Source organism: Marinomonas sp. UCMA 3892 (assembly GCF_012726345.1).
GTDB lineage: Bacteria > Pseudomonadota > Gammaproteobacteria > Pseudomonadales > Marinomonadaceae > Marinomonas.
Genome location: NZ_PTXN01000008.1, coordinates 19,630 through 38,410, shown reverse-complemented (window position 1 = coordinate 38,410; position 18,781 = coordinate 19,630). Strand labels below are relative to the sequence as shown.

Genomic DNA, 18,781 nt, shown 5'->3' with positions numbered 1-18,781 from the left:
TACATTTTTATGACTGGATACTATTCTTTGAAAAATAGTATCAATAACACATTTTTTATACAATCCAACGCCTTGATATTGCATCGTTTTTACTCAAACTAGTCCGCTTGACGACGCAAAAATGCTGGAATGTCCAAATACGATAATTTATCGCCACTTGAAATAGAGGCAGAATCTACAGACTCTTTCTTTTCATCCAAGCTTTTCTCTACCACTTCCGCTTTCACATGCTGTGAAGGCTTCGGCACAGATTGAGCAACAGCCATTTTAGAGTTCTCACTTTCAACAACTTGCTCGACCTTTGCCATAACCGGCTGAGAGACAACAGATTCACCAACAGCAGACTTCATTTCACCTGCAGAGCGACCCTCTAAACCAGTTGCAACTACCGTGACTCGCATCTCATCACCTACACTAGGATCAATTGCACAACCAATCACGACAGTAGCATCTTCCGATGCATATTCTTCAATAATGCCACCAACCTCAGTAAATTCAGACAAACCAACTTCTTCGTTAGCTGTAATGTTTACCAGCACGCCACGCGCGCCTCTAAGGTTGATATCCTCAAGCAATGGATTGTGTATTGCAGCTTCAGCAGCCACCCTAGCTCTATCCTCGCCAGATGCAGACCCAGTCCCCATCATCGCCATCCCCATCTCAGACATAACCGTTCTTACATCTGCAAAGTCGACGTTGATTAGACCAGGCCTCATAATCAAATCGGTAATACCCTGAACCGCATTAAACAAAACATTGTTTGCTTCGCCAAATGCCTTCAGCAATGAAATATTTTTACCTAGTACTGGCAAGAGACGTTCATTAGGAACGGTAATCAAAGAATCGACATTTTCACGCAACTCCCTAACTCCATCCTCAGCAACTCTTGCGCGACGGCGACCTTCAAAAGGAAAAGGTTTAGTAACAACCGCTACCGTCAAAATACCTAACTCACGTGCCACTTTCGCAATAACTGGTGCCGCACCTGTACCTGTTCCACCACCCATACCAGCAGTGATGAACACCATATCCGCACCCGTCAACAACTGAGTAATTTTCTCTTGGTCTTCTAAAGCAGAATCCCTACCTACTTCTGGATTTGCCCCAGCACCCAACCCCTTAGTGATGGTTGAACCTAATTGCAAAGAAACTCCAGTCTCAAAACCTATCAGCGCTTTAGAGTCAGTGTTTGCACAAATGAACTCAACACCTTCCAATCGATTTTCAAGCATATGACGTACAGCATTGCCGCCGCCGCCACCAACACCGATAACTTTAATAACGGCATTATCTGATAAATTATCTTCGGCTAAATCAAAGACATTCATGGGCTTATCGCTCCTCAATAAATTCACAATCAATTCTGACTAAATATAACTCTGAAACCAGTGCTTTAATTTTTGCCATGCCTTCGTTGCACTGAAGGATGGCCCGATTTCTTTTTTAGGAACCAGAACTGATGATTCTCGTTTAGTTTGCGTCTTAGACATCATCCGCTTCGAGATCTCGGTTACTTCAGCCTCTTTACTACCATAAGCCAATAATCCAACACTTGTTGAATATATCGGGTTATCGACAATGTCAGACATTCCTTTAGTGCAATCTGGTAAAGATAATCGAACTGGCATCTGAAATACCTTCTCAGCCAACTCTGATGCTCCCTCCATAAGCGACGTACCACCAGTAATTACAATACCTGCAGGGATACGCTCCGCATAACCACTACGCCTTAATTCATCCAGAATTAAATTATAAATTTCTTCATATCTCGCCTCAACAACCTCTGTCAAAGCATGACGAGTGATTGATCTTGGCTGACGATCACCAACACTTGGCACCTGAAGAACTTGATCTGCAGACGCCATAGAAGACATGGCACAAGCATATTTCACTTTGATTTCTTCCGCATGCTGAGTTGGCGTGCGCAAAGCCATCGAAATATCATTTGTAACCTGATCACCAGCAACTGGAACAACTGCAGTATGATGCAAGGCACCATCAATCCAGACAGCAATATCAGACGTTCCTGCGCCGATATCAATCAAGCAAACACCTAAATCTTTTTCATCTTCACTCAGTGAAGATTCACTAGAAGCAAGCTGAGATAAGATGACACCATCTACCCCTAAGCCACACCGCTTAATACACTTCTCAACGTTCATCACAGCGTTAACAGCACCAGAAATCAAATGCACATTCGCTTCAAGTCGAACACCCGACATACCAAGAGGATCTTTAATACCCTCTTGAGAATCAATGTGATACTCCTGAGGCAAAATATGCAACACTCGCTGATCAGAAGAAATAGGCACAGCCTGAGCAGCATCAATAACTCGATCTATATCTTCTTTTTGAACTTCACCATTTTTGACTGCAACGATGCCATGAGAATTCAAACTACGAATATGACTACCAGCAACACTGACATAAACTGAGTGTATGTTACATCCAGCCATCAATTCAGCTTCTTCGACAGCACGCTGGATTGACTGAACTGTTGACTCAATGTTTATTACAACACCACGTTTCATACCTTTTGAACTATGAGAGCCAATACCGACAATTTCCAAACTACCATCAGCTAGAACTTCGCCAACCAAACAGATAACTTTCGATGTGCCTACATCCAAACCGACTATCATTTCACCTTCCCGGTATTACGTGTTGTTTTGAAAAGACGCTCTTCGCTGTATAAAAAAGCAACAAACAGGCCAATTTCATTTATTTTTTTTCCAACCTACAGCCACCCCATGAGGATAGCGAGCGTCAACTGACGTTATCTGGTCTATTCTACCCGATAAATCACTTTTATACACAGCTATAAAGCGCTGCAATCTTTCTAAAATCTCTTCTCTACCCAATTTCACCGCTATACCATTGGTAAAAATAATACTCCACGCCCCCCTTGGTTCTAAGGTAAGTGTGGAAACACGTAGAGACGTCGAAGCAAGCACCTGACTAACCAATCCAAACTGCTCTAACACAACATCACTTGAGTCTTCAGGGCCATACAATCTAGTAAGCGGCAAATCAGGCACCTTAGGTGGCGTAATAACTACCGCCGAGGTGGATATCAATTGCCCATCCCCCCAGTATGCAAGAGGCGTATGTTCATGAACAAGCACCTGCAACGTATTTGGCCAAACTTTACGAATCTCTGCGCTTGCCACCCATTCAGATGACAAAACAGTAGCCAAAGCATCAGACAAAGAAACACTCAGAAGGCTCTGCCCAAGCAAAGAAGAATAGTCGGATTGCAACTCCTCTTCAGTTGCATACTTCAAATCACCCTTAATCTCAATCTTCTGAATAGCAAACCAAGTCTCAGGCGAATCATTTCCCTGAAAAGCAGCCACCAATATCAATAAAACTGCCCCGATTAGTGCCGCTATCCTCATAAATCAATTACGCCCTACTTTATCCCAAGCATTTTGCGCAATTTTCTCCACAAGTGACGCATAATCAATACCCACATACTTAGCTGCCATAGGCACTAAGCTATGAGACGTCATACCTGGTGCAGTGTTAACTTCCAACACCCAAAATACACCAGCTTGATCTCGCATCACGTCAACACGCCCCCAGCCAAAGCAACCCAGTGAACGATATGCATCCAGAGCCAGCATTTGCAACTCGTTTTCATCATCCTCATCCAAACCACAAGGCAGCAGATACTCGGTATCATCCGCTATATATTTAGCCTCATAATCATAAAGCTTATGATCTGGTGCAGGCTTCAAACCTATTGGCGGATAGGCGACATCATCGATAACCGTAACAGTAAATTCAGGCCCATCGATAAATTCCTCAACCAAAATATCAGAGTCATACTCAAGCGCCTTTATCAAAGCATCGTCAAGCTCAGCTCTATTCATAGCTTTGTTAATACCAATGGTTGAACCCTCCCTAGAAGGCTTGACTATCACTGGATAAGACATCTGCTCCTCGATTAGATCCGCATTAGCGTGATCAACAAAAGATAAATAAGCAGGAGTCGGAATGCCAATACCATTCCAAAAACGCTTAGTTAAGACTTTATCCATAGCCAAACCACAGGCTAAAGGCGAACTACCAGTATACGGCTTACCAAACATCTCAAGCAAAGCCTGAACTCGACCATCCTCTCCCTCCCCACCATGCAAGGCGATGAAAGCAAGATCAAACTCAATAGACTGCAATTGAACAATAGGATCCAATGCAGCATTAGACCCATACAAATCTAGCTCAACAACTTGATAACCTTTTGCTCGCAACCCTTCAGCAACCAAAGGACCACTTTGCAATGAAACTTCGCGCTCCGCAGAACGACCGCCATAAATTACGGCAATAACGGATTCTTTTAGTGTTTTAGACATATTAAATTCCGCTTACAGATAAGTTTTTAGAAACCATACCGATATCACCAGCACCTTGCGTAATCAATAAATCGCCTTCACGCAAAACATTACTCAAAATAGAGCGTAAATCTGCCTCACTACCAACATGAATTGGGTCAACATTGCCGCGCTGACGAATACTGCCACATAAAGAGCGACTGTCAGCACCATTGATAGGCGCCTCACCAGCGGAGTAAACATCCAATAAGAGCAAAACGTCCACTTGAGACAAAACTCGCACAAAATCTTCATACAAATCACGTGTTCGAGTATAACGATGCGGCTGATAAACCATGACCAAGCGCTTCTCAGGCCAACCTGCACGGATCGCCTTAATAGTTGCCAATACTTCACTAGGGTGATGACCATAGTCATCAACAAACATGACATTCGAACCATTTGGCAACGCCAAAGGTTTTTGCTCTTGGAAACGACGTCCCACACCTTCAAAGCCCATTAGGCCGGCTTGAATAGCAGAGGCATCAACACCCAAATCAGTCGCTACCGCAATTGTGGCAAGCGCATTAAGTACGTTGTGACGACCCGGCATTGGTAAGCGAATTTTCAGCGGCTCACCTTCAGGGCGATGCGCCAAAAACTCACAATAACGGCCTGTTTGCACTATCTCTGTCGCATAAAAATCCGCTTCTTGATCGATACCGTATGTTAATACTGGGCGACTCAAAGTAGGCAGAATTTCACGAACATTCTCATCATCAACACATAACACAGCTAAACCATAAAAAGGCAGGTTATGTACGAACTCAATAAAGGTATGTTTAACTTTTTCAAAATCACCATCATAGGTATCCATGTGATCTTCATCGATATTAGTGACTATCACCGTCTGTGGTTGCAAATGCAGGAATGACGCATCACTTTCATCTGCCTCAGCAACAAGATAAGCACTGCTACCCAATTGTGCATTTGCTCCAGCACTGGTTAAACGCCCACCAATAACAAATGTTGGCGCCTCACCAGTAGCCGCTAATATAGAAGCCATCAAGCTCGTAGTCGTTGTTTTACCATGCGTCCCAGCAACAGCAATACCATGGCGATAACGCATTAATTCAGCCAGCATTTCTGCTCTTCGAACAATCGGAATTCTATGCTCTTTACCCCAGATAATTTCTGGGTTTTGCTCATTTATTGCGGTAGATACCACTATCACATGGGCGTTATAAACGTTTTCTTCTAAATGCCCTAGATAGATCTTAATACCCAGCTCTTCTAAACGCTCCGTTGTAGATGACGCCTTAAGATCAGACCCTGAAACTTGATAACCTTGGTTATGCAACACCTCTGCAATACCACACATACCAACACCACCAATACCAATAAAGTGGATGTTTTGAATACGGCGCATCGTTGGAATATCGTACTGAGCTTTAATATCAATCATTATTTTATTAACCTTAAACAGTGTGCAACAACATCTTGCGTCGCATTTGGACGAGCAACCAGCTTGGCCTGCTCACCCATTTTCAATAATGTCTCTTCACTTTCTACAAAACCTGAAAGCAAAGATATAATTCTTTCACAACTTAACTGTGATTGCGGCAACAAATACGCCGCCCCAACATTTTCTAAATAACGCGCATTTGCCGTTTGATGATCATCTATAGCATGTGGGTAAGGGACTAGAATAGAAGGCAAACCTGCCACAGCCAACTCACTTACTGTCATAGCTCCAGCCCGACACAAAACTACATCAGCCCAGTAATATGCTTGATCCATATTATCTAGGTAGGCCTCAACCCGAGCTTCCACTCCTGTCTCTTTATATAACGCCGATACCGCTTCAAAGTTACGAATACCAGTTTGATGCCAAACATCCAAACGCTGTGGAAAAGGCCATTCAGCTAAAACCTGAGGCATGACATCATTAATCGCTTTGGCCCCTAAACTCCCACCAACAACAAGCAATCGCAAAGGCCTTGCAGTACCACTTCTTGATACTCGTACACGCTGCTCCAAAATATCGCTTCGAATTGGATTACCAACGCTAATAGCGTTAGGTAGTGCACCATCAAAAGCCTGCAACCTTAAACTTGCTACTTTAGAGAGTAACCTATTGGTAGTACCAGCTACGGCATTCTGCTCATGAACTACTAAGGGGATACCCAATAACTTAGCAGCCACGCCACCAGGACCTGCAACAAACCCACCCATACCTAGAACGACATCAGGCTTAATTTTTTGCAAAACAGCCACCGCCTGGCCAATAGCATGCAAAATCCTAAAAGGAGCGATCAAGAGACCTAATACCCCTTTACCTCTCACTCCTTTAATAGATAAAGAATGCAATGCTATATCATGTTTAGGTACAAGAGTTTCCTCCATCCCACCTTTAGAGCCAAGCCATTGAACGTCAGCACCTTTATCCTTAAAAATTTGAGCACAAGCCAATGCTGGATAGATATGACCACCTGTTCCGCCAGCCATTATAACGACTCTTTTGACACTGCTCATTTCAAACTCTCTTTCATTTTCGTCGACTCATCAGAGCCACCACCTTTCTCTGCCCGTCTATTCTCAATATCGACACGCGCTACAACAAACAAACTCCCAAGAGTAATTATGAGGCTACTCCCACCATAACTAATCAATGGCAAAGTAAGCCCTTTAGTAGGCAAAAATCCGGTATTTACACCTATATTGATAATAACTTGAGCTAAAATAAGAATTGAAAAACCAAAACACATATAAGCTGCAAACGGTCGAGATAACGCCATGGCTTGACGACCAATTTTAAAGGCACGAGCAACCATTAGCGCAAACAAACATATCAACAACAAACCGCCGAACATGCCCGTTTCTTCAACCCAAATAGAAAACACAAAGTCTGTATGAGCTTCAGGCAGATAAGATAGCTTTTGAACGCTGTTACCCAACCCCAAGCCAAACCATTCACCACGACCATAAGCGATTAAAGCCTGACTAAGTTGATACCCTTCATTAAAAGGATCCGCCCAAGGATCTATAAAATTCATCAAGCGCTTTAGCCGATAACTTTCAGAAATAGCAACAACGCCCAACATCGAAACGGCACCAACCATTAATAGCAAAAACTGATACAAGGGAGCACCGCCCAAAAACAGCAACACCATCACTGTACCCAGCAACACTACAGACGCACCGAAATCTGGCTCAAAAAGCAAAAACAAAAGAAAAATACTACAAAGACAAAGCGGAAGAACGAAACCAACCCACCCCTCTCTAACGCGGTCTGCCCTTCGCACTAAATAACCAGAAACATAAACCACCATACAAACTTTTGCGACTTCTGAAGCTTGCAGGTTAAACACCACCAAATTAATCCAACGGCGACTACCATTAACGCTTTTCCCAATCCCAGGCATAAGCACAAGAATAAGCAAGATAAGAGACAAACCCATCATCAAAATACCCCATTTCTGCAACTGATGTGTTGGCAGGGACAATAAAACCCAACCAAACACCAGACCGACTATAAGGTACAAAGCCTGCCTTCCCATAAAGAAGTAAGGATGCCCGTGAATCGTTTCAGAAATAGAGATAGAAGCACTAGAGACCATAACCATCCCTAGCGCCAAGATAGAAATAACAGCAGCGACAAAAACAGCATCTACCTGAGCAAATTCACGAATGGACACTCGATCAAATACTTTTAGCCATGTCATAACTCAGCAACCAAGCGGGCAAAATGTGCGCCGCGCATTTCATAGTTTTTATACATATCTAAACTGGCACAAGCTGGCGAAAATAAAACGATTTCTCCCTCTTTACTATCCTGCCCAATACTAGCCACAATCTGGTCTAACGTATCAAAGTGCTTCACGTCTGTGTTTGAAGGCAAAACCTCAGCAATACGGTCAGCATCTTTCCCAAACAAATATACAGTGCGCACTAAATTATTTACTGGTTTAGCAAGAGCACTAAAATCAGCACCTTTCCCTTCACCGCCAGCGATAAGTAAAATATTTTTATTAGCACTTGATCCAAGCCCTTGAAGCGCAGCTAACGTCGCGCCAACATTGGTGCCTTTTGAATCATTAATATAGGTCACGCCATTAAAAACACGAACTGTTTCGCAACGATGAGGCAAACCGCCAAACTCTTTCAACACCTTAGCCACACCGTCAGAAACAATATCTACACCCAGCAATTCCAGCATAGCTAGAGCCGCAAGCACATTGGCGTGATTGTGAGAACCTTTTAAGGCTATTTGAGATGTATGATAAAGGCGCTCAACGCCACGGCATAACCAAGAGCCATCCTCATCTTTGAGCATACCGTATTCTTTTAAATCAGGGCTTTTTGTTGTAAAAGCGCGTACAGGAACCCCTTCCGCCAACAATGGCGCAGTTAAAATATCCTGCTTATTACAAACTGCCGCTTTACAACCGCGATAGACTTTCTGTTTTGCACGTTGATATTCATAAAGATCTTTATAACGATCCATATGATCTTCAGAAACATTAAGAAGACAGGCCAAATCAGCCTGAAGTGCATGGGTCGTCTCAAGCTGAAAACTTGATAATTCCAACACATAGAAATCAATATTTGGAGCCAACAGATCCAAAGCAGGCAAACCTAGGTTTCCACCAGCTATAGCATTTTTACCGCTTGCCTGTAGCAACATAGCCACTAAGGTCGTAACCGTACTTTTCGCATTAGAACCAGTTATTGCCACAAAAGGCGCATCAACATAATCGCAAAACAGATCGATGTCACCACGCATAGCCACACCGCGCTCAGCCAAACGCGCTAGAACAGGTGTACGCAAGGCAATCCCAGGGCTTACAAATAATTCAGTCACCCCTAGAGTTTCAAGTACATCTAAGCTGCCAGTAAATATTCGATCTTCAGAACAAAACTCTTTGGCTTGCTCAAGCCCTGGTGGATTCTCACGAGAATCCACCACATAAAACTCAATCCCCTTGCTTGCTAAAAAGCGTACGCAAGACAAGCCTGTCGCACCCAAGCCGACAACGGCTCTTACCCGATCTGACCCGATCAACGACATGCAAATCTCCTAACGCACTTTTAAAGTAGCAAAACCAACTAAAACAAGGCAGACCGTGATAATCCAAAAACGCACAATGACTTTTGGTTCGGCCCAACCTTTCAATTCAAAATGGTGATGAATAGGTGCCATTCTAAATATTCGTCGTTTGGTTAATTTATAGGACGCGACCTGCAATATGACAGATACCGTCTCCATAACAAAAACACCACCCATAATGAACAACACCAACTCTTGGCGGACGATTACTGCAATCGTTCCTAATGCGGCACCTAAAGCTAAAGAGCCCACATCCCCCATAAAAATTTGTGCTGGATAAGTGTTAAACCATAAAAAGCCTAATCCCGCACCTGCAAGAGCGGCGCAGAACACCAGTAACTCACCCGAACCATGCACATAAGGAATAAGCAGATAATCCGCAAAGCGGATATTACCTGTTAAATACGCAAATACACCGAGAGCACCACCAACTAAAACGGTTGGCAAAATCGCTAGACCATCTAGGCCATCGGTTAAATTCACCGCATTACTGGTACCGACAATAACGAAATACGTCAGCACAATAAAAAACATACCTAGAGGAATAGCCACATCTTTGAAAAGAGGCACAATTAAGGCTGTTTCGGCAGGCGTACTTGCTGTGTAATACAAATAAAATGCAGCAGCTAAACCAAATACGCTTTGCCAAAAATATTTCCATCGACCAGGAAGACCGCGTGGATTTTTCTCCACCACTTTTCGATAATCATCAACCCAGCCAACAACACCAAATGCCAACATAACCAATAAAACAACCCAAACGTATTGATTACGCAAATCCCCCCACAAAAGAGTACTAACAGAAATCGAAAAAATAATAAGCGCGCCACCCATGGTTGGCGTACCAGCTTTTGACAAATGAGTCTGAGGTCCATCACTACGAACCGCCTGACCAATTTGCAAGCGCTGTAACAAAACAATAACCTTATTGCCAACTAATAGCGAAATAGCCAAGGCAGTGAGAACACCCAAAATGGCGCGTAAAGACAAGTAATTAAATACCGTAAAAAATGTATGATATTTACTTAAATAAGCCGTTAACAGAAGTAACATCGGTAGGGAATATCCTAATTAATTAGTGCTTCAATGACATTTTCCATCTTAGCCGAACGAGAACCTTTGACTAAAATAGCGTGTTTTTTATCTAGCGGGCGAACCACTGTCGCCGCTTCATTATGAGTATTGCAATAAATAGCGTTACCACCTTTACTTCTAAAAGCAGCACCTGCAATACTTGCTACGGGACCGACACAAATCAAACACGAAATCCCTTTGTTTTTAGCATATATCCCTAAGCTGTGATGAATGTCATCTCGTTGAGCACCGAGCTCAGCTAACCCGCCTAAAATCAACCAAGTTTCCTCTACTGACTGGATTGAAAGCACATCAATAGCAGCCTCAACAGACTTTGGGCTGGCATTGTAACAATCATTAATTAATAGAGCGCCATTTTTTGTCTTAAGCCGCTCTAATCGTCCAGAAACTAACACAGGGGAGGCTAATTTATCAGCCGCTTGCTTAAAATCAATCCCAATTATCAACATCGCTAGAACAACGGCCATACCATTTGCAATTTGATGTTTTCCAGCTCCAGCAATAGTGACTAATTGAGCCATCCCATCATAATGAAACATAGCTAAACTTGACTCAGCACCCAACTCAATATCAGATGCATAAAGATCTGCAGATTCAGTAAATCCAAAAGAATAAACCTGACGATCTCCAGCTAAACCACACCAATAATCGAAGTACTCATCATCAGAATTTAGGACTACACTAGCATTGGGCGAGGAGCCTGAAATCAACGCTCCTTTTTCTTTTGCAATATCCTCAATACCACCCAACCCTTCAAAATGACTTCCAGTGGCATTCGTCAATATAACGATGTCTGGAAACGCAACCTTAGCCAGCAGAGGAATTTCGCCAGTAAAACTAGTTCCCGCCTCTATAACTGCAACATCATTATCAGCATCTAACTCAAGAAGCGTTTGTGGCACACCTATTTGATTGTTCAAATTGGCGCGTGTTTTTAACACATTTTTATCCGTAAGGGACTGAGCCAACCAATCTTTTACGGTTGTTTTACCATTACTGCCGGTAATACATACAACTGGTCCCTTAAAAGCATCCCGAATCAAACGAGCAATCACACCATAAGCCAATGTAGTATCAACAACTTTGACATAATTAGGCACATCGACAACTCGGTCAGAGACAACGCCAACTGCACCCCCTTGAACCGCTTGCCCTATATAATCATGGCCATCAAAACGTTCACCCTTTAATGCAACAAATAGACAACCTGACACTATTTTTCTAGTATCCGTTACCACAGCATTTAAAGAGCAATCCTCGCCAATAAGCTCACCATCACAAGCTTTGGCAATATCTGAGAGAGTAAGGTTAATTAACATAAGTTTCTAACGCTTTTAGCGCCTCTTCTTTGTCATTAAAATGATACTTAACACCTTGAATATCTTGATAGGTTTCATGTCCTTTTCCAGCGATTAAAATCACATCCTCAGGTCCTGAAGATAAAATCGCTTGATGTATAGCCATTCGACGATCCGGCTCAAAACTAAACGCGGCATCTTTACTTGTCTGCGCCAATACATCAGAAAAAATTTGCTCGATAGACTCAGTACGAGGATTATCTGACGTAAGCCATACATAATCTGCATTTTTCATTGCGGCCGCCATCATCAAGGGACGCTTACCTCTGTCCCTATCTCCACCACAACCAAATACACAGATTAAACGTCCATTGGTGTGCTCTTTTACCGCCTGCAAAGCGACTTCTAACGCATCCGCAGTATGCGCGAAATCCACAACAACCAGCGGAGCATTTGGTAATTGAACTTTATCCATTCGCCCAGGCGCCCCAGTTAAGGTAGACAAACCACGAATTAAAGTTGCTTTGTCATCCACGCCATACCAAAGACTGGCAAACGCAGCCAAAGCATTCTGCACATTAAAACGCCCCAATAAAGGCAAAAAGACTGGAGTATCACCACCAGGATGACATAGAACAAATCGACACCCAGAAGGCTCAAGCATTAACTGCTTTACATAAAAATCAGCCCTAGAATCTTGCTCACTATAGTAATGACAGCTCGACCTAGCCGCGCCCTCCGCCATAAACCCAGCATAACCATCATCAAGACAAAATATAGAATGAGATACACGCTCAAAGGAAAACAAACGACGCTTAGCCAAAGCGTAGGAGTTCATATCACCATGATAATCAAGATGATCACGGGAAAGATTTGAAAAAACAGCTGTTTGAAATGGCACACCTTCAATACGACCTTGATCCAATGCATGAGAAGAAGCTTCGAAGGCAACAAAATCCACGCCCTCCTCAGCCATTTTCATCAAGGCACGATGCATTGAAAGAAGATCTGGCGTAGTCTGCTTCGCCTCTGACAGTCTATCCAATGGACCAACACCAAAGGTCCCAACCAGCCCACTAGAAAAACCAATATATTTAGCAAGTTGAGCAATATAAAAACAAATTGAAGACTTTCCATTTGTTCCGGTTACTGCAACCATTTGGGAAGGCATTTTTCCAAAAAAGGCATGCAGGCAAGCCACCAGAAGCTTTACGGGATCAGCAACAGAAACAAGCTCAATATCATCACGCTGCAATTTTAATTCTGCAGGAACCACCGCGACCTTACAACCTAGCTTGATTACATCATTTAAATAATCCCAACCATTTGAAGTCACACCAGGCAAAGCAAAAAAAACGCTCTCCTGATCTACTTTGCGACTGTCAGTTTCTAGACAATTATATAAAGCAGAATGCGAGCTATCCTCCAAAGAATAACCCGCCAAATTAAGCAGTTGAGCATGCGTCATTTGCCCCATTTAACCACCCTGCACAACTTGATAAGGTACTTTTTTAGGCTCCAAGCGAACTTCTCTGAGCCCTTCTGGCAAATCAGGATAAATATTCAGAGTTGTTAACGCCCCCTCCATAACGCGTGAAAATACTGGCGCAGCAACTTCACCACCATAATATTCACGACCTTTTGGGTCATTAATCATTACCACCATTGCCAATCGTGGATTGGTTGCAGGCGCAACCCCAGCAAACATAGCAATATACTGATCGTACTCGTATCCCTTAGAACCAACTTTGTGAACAGTACCAGTCTTGCCAGCGACGCGATAACCTGGAATTTGCGCCGCTTTACCTGAGCCTCGCTGCACAACCGCTTCCATCATTTTTACCACTGAACGAGCCACATCTTTTGGTATTACTTGCTTACCAGCAGGTGGTGCATCCTGCTTAAACATAGTAACTGGAACTCGATAACCATCATTCGCTAAGACCATATAAGCCTGTGCCAACTGCAATGTAGACACAGACAAGCCGTAACCATAGGATAAAGTAGCGATTTCAGATGGATGCCATTTAGGGTGTGATGGCAAAACACCCGTTGCCTCTCCAGGAAAGCCTATCCCAACAGGAGAACCAATCCCCAATTCATAATCAATATTCCATACCGCATCCTGAGGTAAAGACAAAGCAATTTTCGAAGCTCCTACGTTACTCGATTTAATCAATAGCTTTTCAAAGTCTATTACACCGTAATTAGCTGCATCTCGTATTGTAAAACGACCAAAGCGCAAATAACCAGGTGCCGTATTGATTGTACTTTCTGTGGAGTATTGCCCAGACATCAGCGCCGCCGAGATTGTAAAAGGCTTCATAGTTGAGCCAGGCTCAAACAAATCAATAACTGCGCGGTTACGCAACTCTTCGTACTCTAACTTGGAACGGTCATTCGGGTTATAGGATGGCTGATTTACCATTGCCAGAACCTCACCCGTTTTAACATCCAATATCACCGCAGAAGCGGAAGTAGCGCGATGCTCTGTTACTGCCGCTTTTAGTTCTCTATAAGCCAAATATTGCAATCGAAGATCAATACTTAGTTCAATATTTTCACCTGGATGCTCCGCCTCTTCAACACCAATACCACGAATGATATTACCAGTTAGATCCTTCACATAACTCCTACGACCAGGCTGCCCCTCTAAAGCTTTATCGTAGGCAAGCTCTATACCCTCCTGCCCCTTGTCATCAATATTCGTAAAGCCAACGACATGAGACGCAACTTCACCAGCAGGATAAAAACGTTTATATTCTTTAGTCTTACTCACTCCAACAACATTAGCCGCCATAATCGCATCCGCCTCATGAGGCGGAATTTGACGACGCAAATACATAAAGGAGCGAGTCTTATTCGCTTCAAATCTTTCTTGCAGCCAAGCACGTCCAACCCCCATCACTTCTGCTAGACGCTTAATTTCCTGTTCTGGACCAATATTCAAAGAAGGATCTCGAGGAAGCTTCCATAAGGCTCTTGGATTAGCAATTATTGTCCAAGTTGGCGTACTAACAGCCAAAGGCTCACCGCGACGATCTAAAATCATTCCTCGGGTCGCGGGAATGGCTTCTGTGCGTACAGCTCTAATCTCGCCTTGGTTTTGCAAAAAATCCTTATCAACAACAGTCAAATAAAATAATCGACCGCCTGCAATAAGGAATAATAACAAAGCAACGCCATACACAAATCTAAAGCGCCATTTTCCTGGGGTGTGAACACTGTTTTCAATATTCATGGTTTCACTATTATCAATTCATCCTGAGAGGGTGCGTGCATTTTTAAATCTTTAATTGCCGCCTGCTCTAAGCGACTTGGCTGGGTTAGTGCACTTTGCTCAAGAAGCAACTGACCCCATTTCACTTCATAATCCACTTCATCCTGCTTCAATGTTTGAAGATAAGAGAAATCCTTTCTAAAATCGTAGACTTGAATAACAACAGCAATTGAAACAATCGCCAAAACAACAACACCGATAGCAAAGACTAACGGTGAAAAACGAGCCTTAATCACCAACCCGCTCCAAGACGCGCAAGACCGCACTACGAGAACGCACATTCTCACTCACTTCTGATTGAGATGGCTTAATCGCCTTACCTACCGTCTTAAATTTAATATCAAGGTGAGCGTTTCGAATGGGTAAATGTCTTGGTAACTCAGGTCCTTTCGCTTGCAATTTCATAAAGCGCTTAACGATACGATCTTCAAGAGAATGAAAGCTGATAACCGCTAGTCGACCACCAACCTTTAGAGCTTGCGCAGCAGCTTCAAGACCAATTTCCAAGTCACCTAATTCATTATTAATATAAATACGAATACCTTGGAACGCCCGAGTTGCTGGATTTTTGCCTTTCTCCCAAGCTGGATTAGCTTCAGCAATAATTTTTGAAAGTTGAAGTGTTGTTAAGATTGGCGTATGTGAACGATATTCGCAGATAGCCTTTGCTATACGGCGAGAAAATCTTTCTTCGCCATACTGATACATAACATCCGCCATGTCTTTTTCGCTGACAGTAGCGATCCATTCCGCTGCACTTTGACCTTTATCTGGATTCATGCGCATATCAAGCGGACCGTCATTCATGAAACTAAAACCACGTTCAGCGTCATCAATCTGAGGTGAAGACACCCCCAAATCCATCATCACGCCATCGACCCTATCAACACCAAACACATTCGTAATATGTTCAGCCATGTTAGCAAAGCTGTCTTGCACGATAGAAAAGCGTGCATCTTCTTGCTCTAACAACTTGCCATGACCTATCGCCACAGGGTCTTTATCAAAACCAAGTAATCGGCCTTTATCCAATCGATCCAAAACCAAACGAGTATGCCCACCGCGGCCAAACGTCCCATCAACATATAAACCATTAATATCGGTTACTAGCATATCGACGGACTCATTGAGCATGACGCTTATGTGTTCTGCCATCGTCTTTGTCATAAAGAAATATCCATCATGGTTTCAGTTTGTAAGTCCTCAAGAGCATCTTGGGACAAATAATCTTCACGTTGCGCTTCCCACTCCTCTTGGCTCCAAATTTCTAACTTCTTACCTTGACCAAGAATCGTTAACTTTTTATCCAACCGAGCAAATTCACGCAGTGGAGCAGGCAACAAAATCCGTCCTGCTTTATCCACCTCCAAATCAGTTGCATGCCCCACCAAAAGACGCTGCAAACGCCTAGCCTGTGGCTGAAACGTGGGCAATTTATCTAATTTCTGCTGAATTAATTCCCATTCAGATAAGGGATAGAGCAACAAGCATCGAGAAACAGGATCAATGGTTACAACCACACCATCATCGTCATATTGGGCAAGATCATCACGTAAGCGTGCTGGCAGGGACATACGCCCCTTTGCATCAACACTTACCTGATGAATCCCACGAAACATTCCCATATCCCACTTATCGACACTTTATCCCACAATTTAACACTATTTATGAAAAAGAGTAAAAAAAAACCAACCAAATAGGCAAAAATAGATGCAAGGATTTTGTAAAGAAGCGAAAAATAGGAAAATAGAGAGGCAAAAGCAAAAGACAAGACACAAAACGACACTCTTTAGGCAAACGAACGCCATTCATACGAGCGAGTACAAAGGATAGATAGAAGAGGTAAACAGATATGGAAATTCAACAAAACCGAAGGCGCCAATAATTATGGCACCCATAGAATAAGAGGAGACGAAACATGAGAAAAAATTGCAAGTTGGCCGATAAGCCGGGTTCTGTCGTGGACAGTCATTCATCTAATACGTACATCACTGCACGTCTTTAGCAACCTACCCGAACTCAGCGCGGGTCACGCCAAAGAGTTCCTATTTGGTCTTGCTTCAAGTGGGGTTTACCTAGCCACGAACTGTTGCCAGTCGCGCGGTGCGCTCTTACCGCACCATTTCAACCTTACCGGCAGTAAACTGCTTAGGCGGTGTATTTTCTGCTGCACTTTCCGTAGGCTCACGCCCCCCAGGCGTTACCTGGCACTTTACCCTGCGAAGCCCGGACTTTCCTCCCCCCAATAAATTGAGCGGCGACTGCCTAGCCAACTTGCGAGGCGCATATTACTTATCTATAGAGACAATAACAAGCGCTTTCTCGAAAGCAGAAAATTTTCCTGCGTATTAAAAAAACCAAAAGATCAAAAATCAGGCAATAGGCAACTGAAAACACACCTCAAGACCACCTCCCTCCCGATTTTTCGCCATTATCTGCCCCTTATGAGCACGAATAATACGTTGCGAAATAGTCAGACCAACACCAAACCCTCCACTATTCGCTTCTCTCGCTTCAGAAGATCGGTAAAAAGCGTGAAAGATCTTTTCCAACTTGTCATCGGATACACCCGGACCATTATCACGCACATAGATATAAGCCGTTCCAGCTTTTTCTTGAGTTTCAACCTCAATAACTCCATTACAACCTGCATAAAAGCAGGCATTACGAAGCACATTTTCGATTGCATGACGCAACTGCAGAGGATCCCCCAAGATTGTTTTTGGTGCACGCCCAAGCTTAGAAACGGAAATCCCTTTTAACTGGCTCTCAAAACTTACATCTGCAACAATTTCACTTAACCATTCCTGAAGATCCATCTCTTCTTTTATTAAAGAAGCAGCTTCCAGCCGACTCAAAGTAAGAACCTGACCAATCAACTCATCAAGTTCATGAAGCTCAGTACGAATACGATTTAAATATCCCTTCTGAGCCTCAGTTGCATATTTATCTTCCGCTATTGTCAGCGCAACCTCAATCCTTGCCAGCGGCGTTCTTAACTCATGAGAAACATCTCGCATTAGCCGCTCTTTCGACGAGAGTAGCGTATCAATCCTAACGGCCATCTCATTAAACTCACGCGCTAACTTGCCGACTGCATCACTTCTCCGAGTTAGTTTATTTTCCACCCTAGCCGTCATATCCCCCTGACCAAAGGAGCGAGCAACTCGCTGTAATTTAAGCAAAGGCCCCAACAACCAATAAGCCAACACTCCACTCGAAACGAGTAACCCCAGCAAAGAAAAACCAACAACCGCTTCAGGAGCAAGTGAACTAATTTCAGGGTTCGGCTTAAAAATTAATAAATACTGAACGTTATTACCACCAATAACCTGAATAAACTGGCTATGCAAAAAATCCGCTGCAGGCCGACTGGTTACGCTTGGCGTATTCTGCTCCCTAAAATTACGAGGCAATGGCTTTAGGAGAGGACGACCATTTTCTTGATAAAGATAAATGGTCCCAGACAATCTCTTTTCAGCCTTTTTCGTTTCTTCCTGCAAGGAAGTAATACCAAACTTTTCATACCCAGCCACCAACTGAACACCAACATCCCCCAGTAAATCAGCCGATACCTGATTGCGCTTCTGGATAAACTGAACCATCCCCAAACCAACACTAACAACCACAATATTGGACAGCAAAACAACCAGAAACACGCGTAGAAAAGTATTTTTCATAGAAA

General features: G+C 43.3%; 16 protein-coding genes and 1 other RNA gene. All 17 read right to left on the bottom strand.

The window, feature by feature from the left end; genetic code table 11:
- Window positions 1–98: 98 nt before the first annotated feature.
- Window positions 99–1,328, bottom strand: coding sequence for a cell division protein FtsZ (ftsZ, locus tag B6N13_RS12215; RefSeq protein ID WP_012070298.1), 1,230 nt, complete (start codon window positions 1,326–1,328; stop codon window positions 99–101).
- Window positions 1,329–1,367: 39 nt separating this feature from the next.
- Entirely contained in the window at window positions 1,368–2,642 is a 1,275-nt protein-coding gene (gene ftsA, locus B6N13_RS12210) for a cell division protein FtsA (protein ID WP_012070299.1), read from the bottom strand.
- Between the two features lie 75 nt (window positions 2,643–2,717).
- The gene (locus B6N13_RS12205; protein WP_012070300.1) at window positions 2,718–3,398 is read right to left on the bottom strand and encodes a cell division protein FtsQ/DivIB; all 681 of its coding nucleotides are present in this window, start codon (window positions 3,396–3,398) and stop codon (window positions 2,718–2,720) included.
- 3 nt (window positions 3,399–3,401) lie between these two features.
- Window positions 3,402–4,355, bottom strand: coding sequence for a D-alanine--D-alanine ligase (locus B6N13_RS12200; RefSeq protein ID WP_012070301.1), 954 nt, complete (start codon window positions 4,353–4,355; stop codon window positions 3,402–3,404).
- A 1-nt stretch (window position 4,356) separates the two neighbouring features.
- Window positions 4,357–5,778 carry a UDP-N-acetylmuramate--L-alanine ligase gene (murC, locus tag B6N13_RS12195; RefSeq protein ID WP_169459489.1) on the bottom strand — a complete coding sequence of 474 codons (1,422 nt, stop codon included), beginning with the start codon at window positions 5,776–5,778 and terminating at the stop codon, window positions 4,357–4,359.
- Complete coding sequence (murG, locus tag B6N13_RS12190; RefSeq protein ID WP_169459488.1) at window positions 5,778–6,848, bottom strand: undecaprenyldiphospho-muramoylpentapeptide beta-N-acetylglucosaminyltransferase; 1,071 nt, start codon at window positions 6,846–6,848, stop codon at window positions 5,778–5,780. Before murG ends, murC begins: the two co-directional genes overlap by 1 nt.
- On the bottom strand, window positions 6,845–8,038 hold the full coding sequence (gene ftsW / locus B6N13_RS12185) for a putative lipid II flippase FtsW (protein WP_012070304.1): 1,194 nt from the start codon (window positions 8,036–8,038) through the stop codon (window positions 6,845–6,847). Before ftsW ends, murG begins: the two co-directional genes overlap by 4 nt.
- Window positions 8,035–9,384 carry a UDP-N-acetylmuramoyl-L-alanine--D-glutamate ligase gene (gene murD, locus B6N13_RS12180; RefSeq protein ID WP_169459487.1) on the bottom strand — a complete coding sequence of 450 codons (1,350 nt, stop codon included), beginning with the start codon at window positions 9,382–9,384 and terminating at the stop codon, window positions 8,035–8,037. Before murD ends, ftsW begins: the two co-directional genes overlap by 4 nt.
- Before the next feature lie 9 nt (window positions 9,385–9,393).
- Entirely contained in the window at window positions 9,394–10,476 is a 1,083-nt protein-coding gene (gene mraY, locus B6N13_RS12175; protein ID WP_012070306.1) for a phospho-N-acetylmuramoyl-pentapeptide-transferase, read from the bottom strand.
- A gap of 14 nt (window positions 10,477–10,490) precedes the next feature.
- A complete protein-coding gene (gene murF, locus B6N13_RS12170) occupies window positions 10,491–11,837 on the bottom strand; it encodes a UDP-N-acetylmuramoyl-tripeptide--D-alanyl-D-alanine ligase (protein WP_169459486.1) in 1,347 nt (448 codons plus the stop codon).
- Window positions 11,827–13,293 (bottom strand): UDP-N-acetylmuramoyl-L-alanyl-D-glutamate--2,6-diaminopimelate ligase, encoded by a 1,467-nt coding sequence (locus tag B6N13_RS12165; RefSeq protein ID WP_169459485.1) that lies wholly within the window; start codon window positions 13,291–13,293, stop codon window positions 11,827–11,829. Before B6N13_RS12165 ends, murF begins: the two co-directional genes overlap by 11 nt.
- The gene (locus B6N13_RS12160) at window positions 13,294–15,057 is read right to left on the bottom strand and encodes a penicillin-binding protein 2 (protein WP_012070309.1); all 1,764 of its coding nucleotides are present in this window, start codon (window positions 15,055–15,057) and stop codon (window positions 13,294–13,296) included.
- Complete coding sequence (gene ftsL / locus B6N13_RS12155; protein ID WP_012070310.1) at window positions 15,054–15,332, bottom strand: cell division protein FtsL; 279 nt, start codon at window positions 15,330–15,332, stop codon at window positions 15,054–15,056. The genes B6N13_RS12160 and ftsL overlap by 4 nt, the downstream gene beginning before the upstream one ends.
- The gene (gene rsmH / locus B6N13_RS12150) at window positions 15,325–16,263 is read right to left on the bottom strand and encodes a 16S rRNA (cytosine(1402)-N(4))-methyltransferase RsmH (RefSeq protein WP_169459484.1); all 939 of its coding nucleotides are present in this window, start codon (window positions 16,261–16,263) and stop codon (window positions 15,325–15,327) included. The genes ftsL and rsmH overlap by 8 nt, the downstream gene beginning before the upstream one ends.
- A complete protein-coding gene (gene mraZ, locus B6N13_RS12145; protein ID WP_012070312.1) occupies window positions 16,260–16,715 on the bottom strand; it encodes a division/cell wall cluster transcriptional repressor MraZ in 456 nt (151 codons plus the stop codon). The genes rsmH and mraZ overlap by 4 nt, the downstream gene beginning before the upstream one ends.
- A gap of 309 nt (window positions 16,716–17,024) precedes the next feature.
- An RNA gene (gene rnpB / locus B6N13_RS12140) (RNase P RNA component class A) lies at window positions 17,025–17,373 on the bottom strand.
- Between the two features lie 95 nt (window positions 17,374–17,468).
- Window positions 17,469–18,776 carry an ATP-binding protein gene (locus tag B6N13_RS12135; RefSeq protein WP_012070313.1) on the bottom strand — a complete coding sequence of 436 codons (1,308 nt, stop codon included), beginning with the start codon at window positions 18,774–18,776 and terminating at the stop codon, window positions 17,469–17,471.
- Window positions 18,777–18,781: the final 5 nt, after the last annotated feature.

Bases quoted from the DNA above. Each gene is read 5' to 3' on its own strand.
- B6N13_RS12165 (WP_169459485.1), bottom strand. From the start codon at position 13,293: ATGGGGCAAATGACGCATGCTCAACTGCTTAATTTGGCGGGTTATTCT.
- B6N13_RS12135 (WP_012070313.1), bottom strand. From the start codon at position 18,776: ATGAAAAATACTTTTCTACGCGTGTTTCTGGTTGTTTTGCTGTCCAAT.
- murF (WP_169459486.1), bottom strand. From the start codon at position 11,837: ATGTTAATTAACCTTACTCTCTCAGATATTGCCAAAGCTTGTGATGGT.
- B6N13_RS12205 (WP_012070300.1), bottom strand. From the start codon at position 3,398: ATGAGGATAGCGGCACTAATCGGGGCAGTTTTATTGATATTGGTGGCT.
- murC (WP_169459489.1), bottom strand. From the start codon at position 5,778: ATGATTGATATTAAAGCTCAGTACGATATTCCAACGATGCGCCGTATT.
- B6N13_RS12200 (WP_012070301.1), bottom strand. From the start codon at position 4,355: ATGTCTAAAACACTAAAAGAATCCGTTATTGCCGTAATTTATGGCGGT.
- murD (WP_169459487.1), bottom strand. From the start codon at position 9,384: ATGTCGTTGATCGGGTCAGATCGGGTAAGAGCCGTTGTCGGCTTGGGT.
- mraY (WP_012070306.1), bottom strand. From the start codon at position 10,476: ATGTTACTTCTGTTAACGGCTTATTTAAGTAAATATCATACATTTTTT.
- B6N13_RS12160 (WP_012070309.1), bottom strand. From the start codon at position 15,057: ATGAATATTGAAAACAGTGTTCACACCCCAGGAAAATGGCGCTTTAGA.
- rsmH (WP_169459484.1), bottom strand. From the start codon at position 16,263: ATGACAAAGACGATGGCAGAACACATAAGCGTCATGCTCAATGAGTCC.
- ftsZ (WP_012070298.1), bottom strand. From the start codon at position 1,328: ATGAATGTCTTTGATTTAGCCGAAGATAATTTATCAGATAATGCCGTT.
- ftsW (WP_012070304.1), bottom strand. From the start codon at position 8,038: ATGACATGGCTAAAAGTATTTGATCGAGTGTCCATTCGTGAATTTGCT.
- murG (WP_169459488.1), bottom strand. From the start codon at position 6,848: ATGAGCAGTGTCAAAAGAGTCGTTATAATGGCTGGCGGAACAGGTGGT.
- ftsA (WP_012070299.1), bottom strand. From the start codon at position 2,642: ATGATAGTCGGTTTGGATGTAGGCACATCGAAAGTTATCTGTTTGGTT.
- mraZ (WP_012070312.1), bottom strand. From the start codon at position 16,715: ATGTTTCGTGGGATTCATCAGGTAAGTGTTGATGCAAAGGGGCGTATG.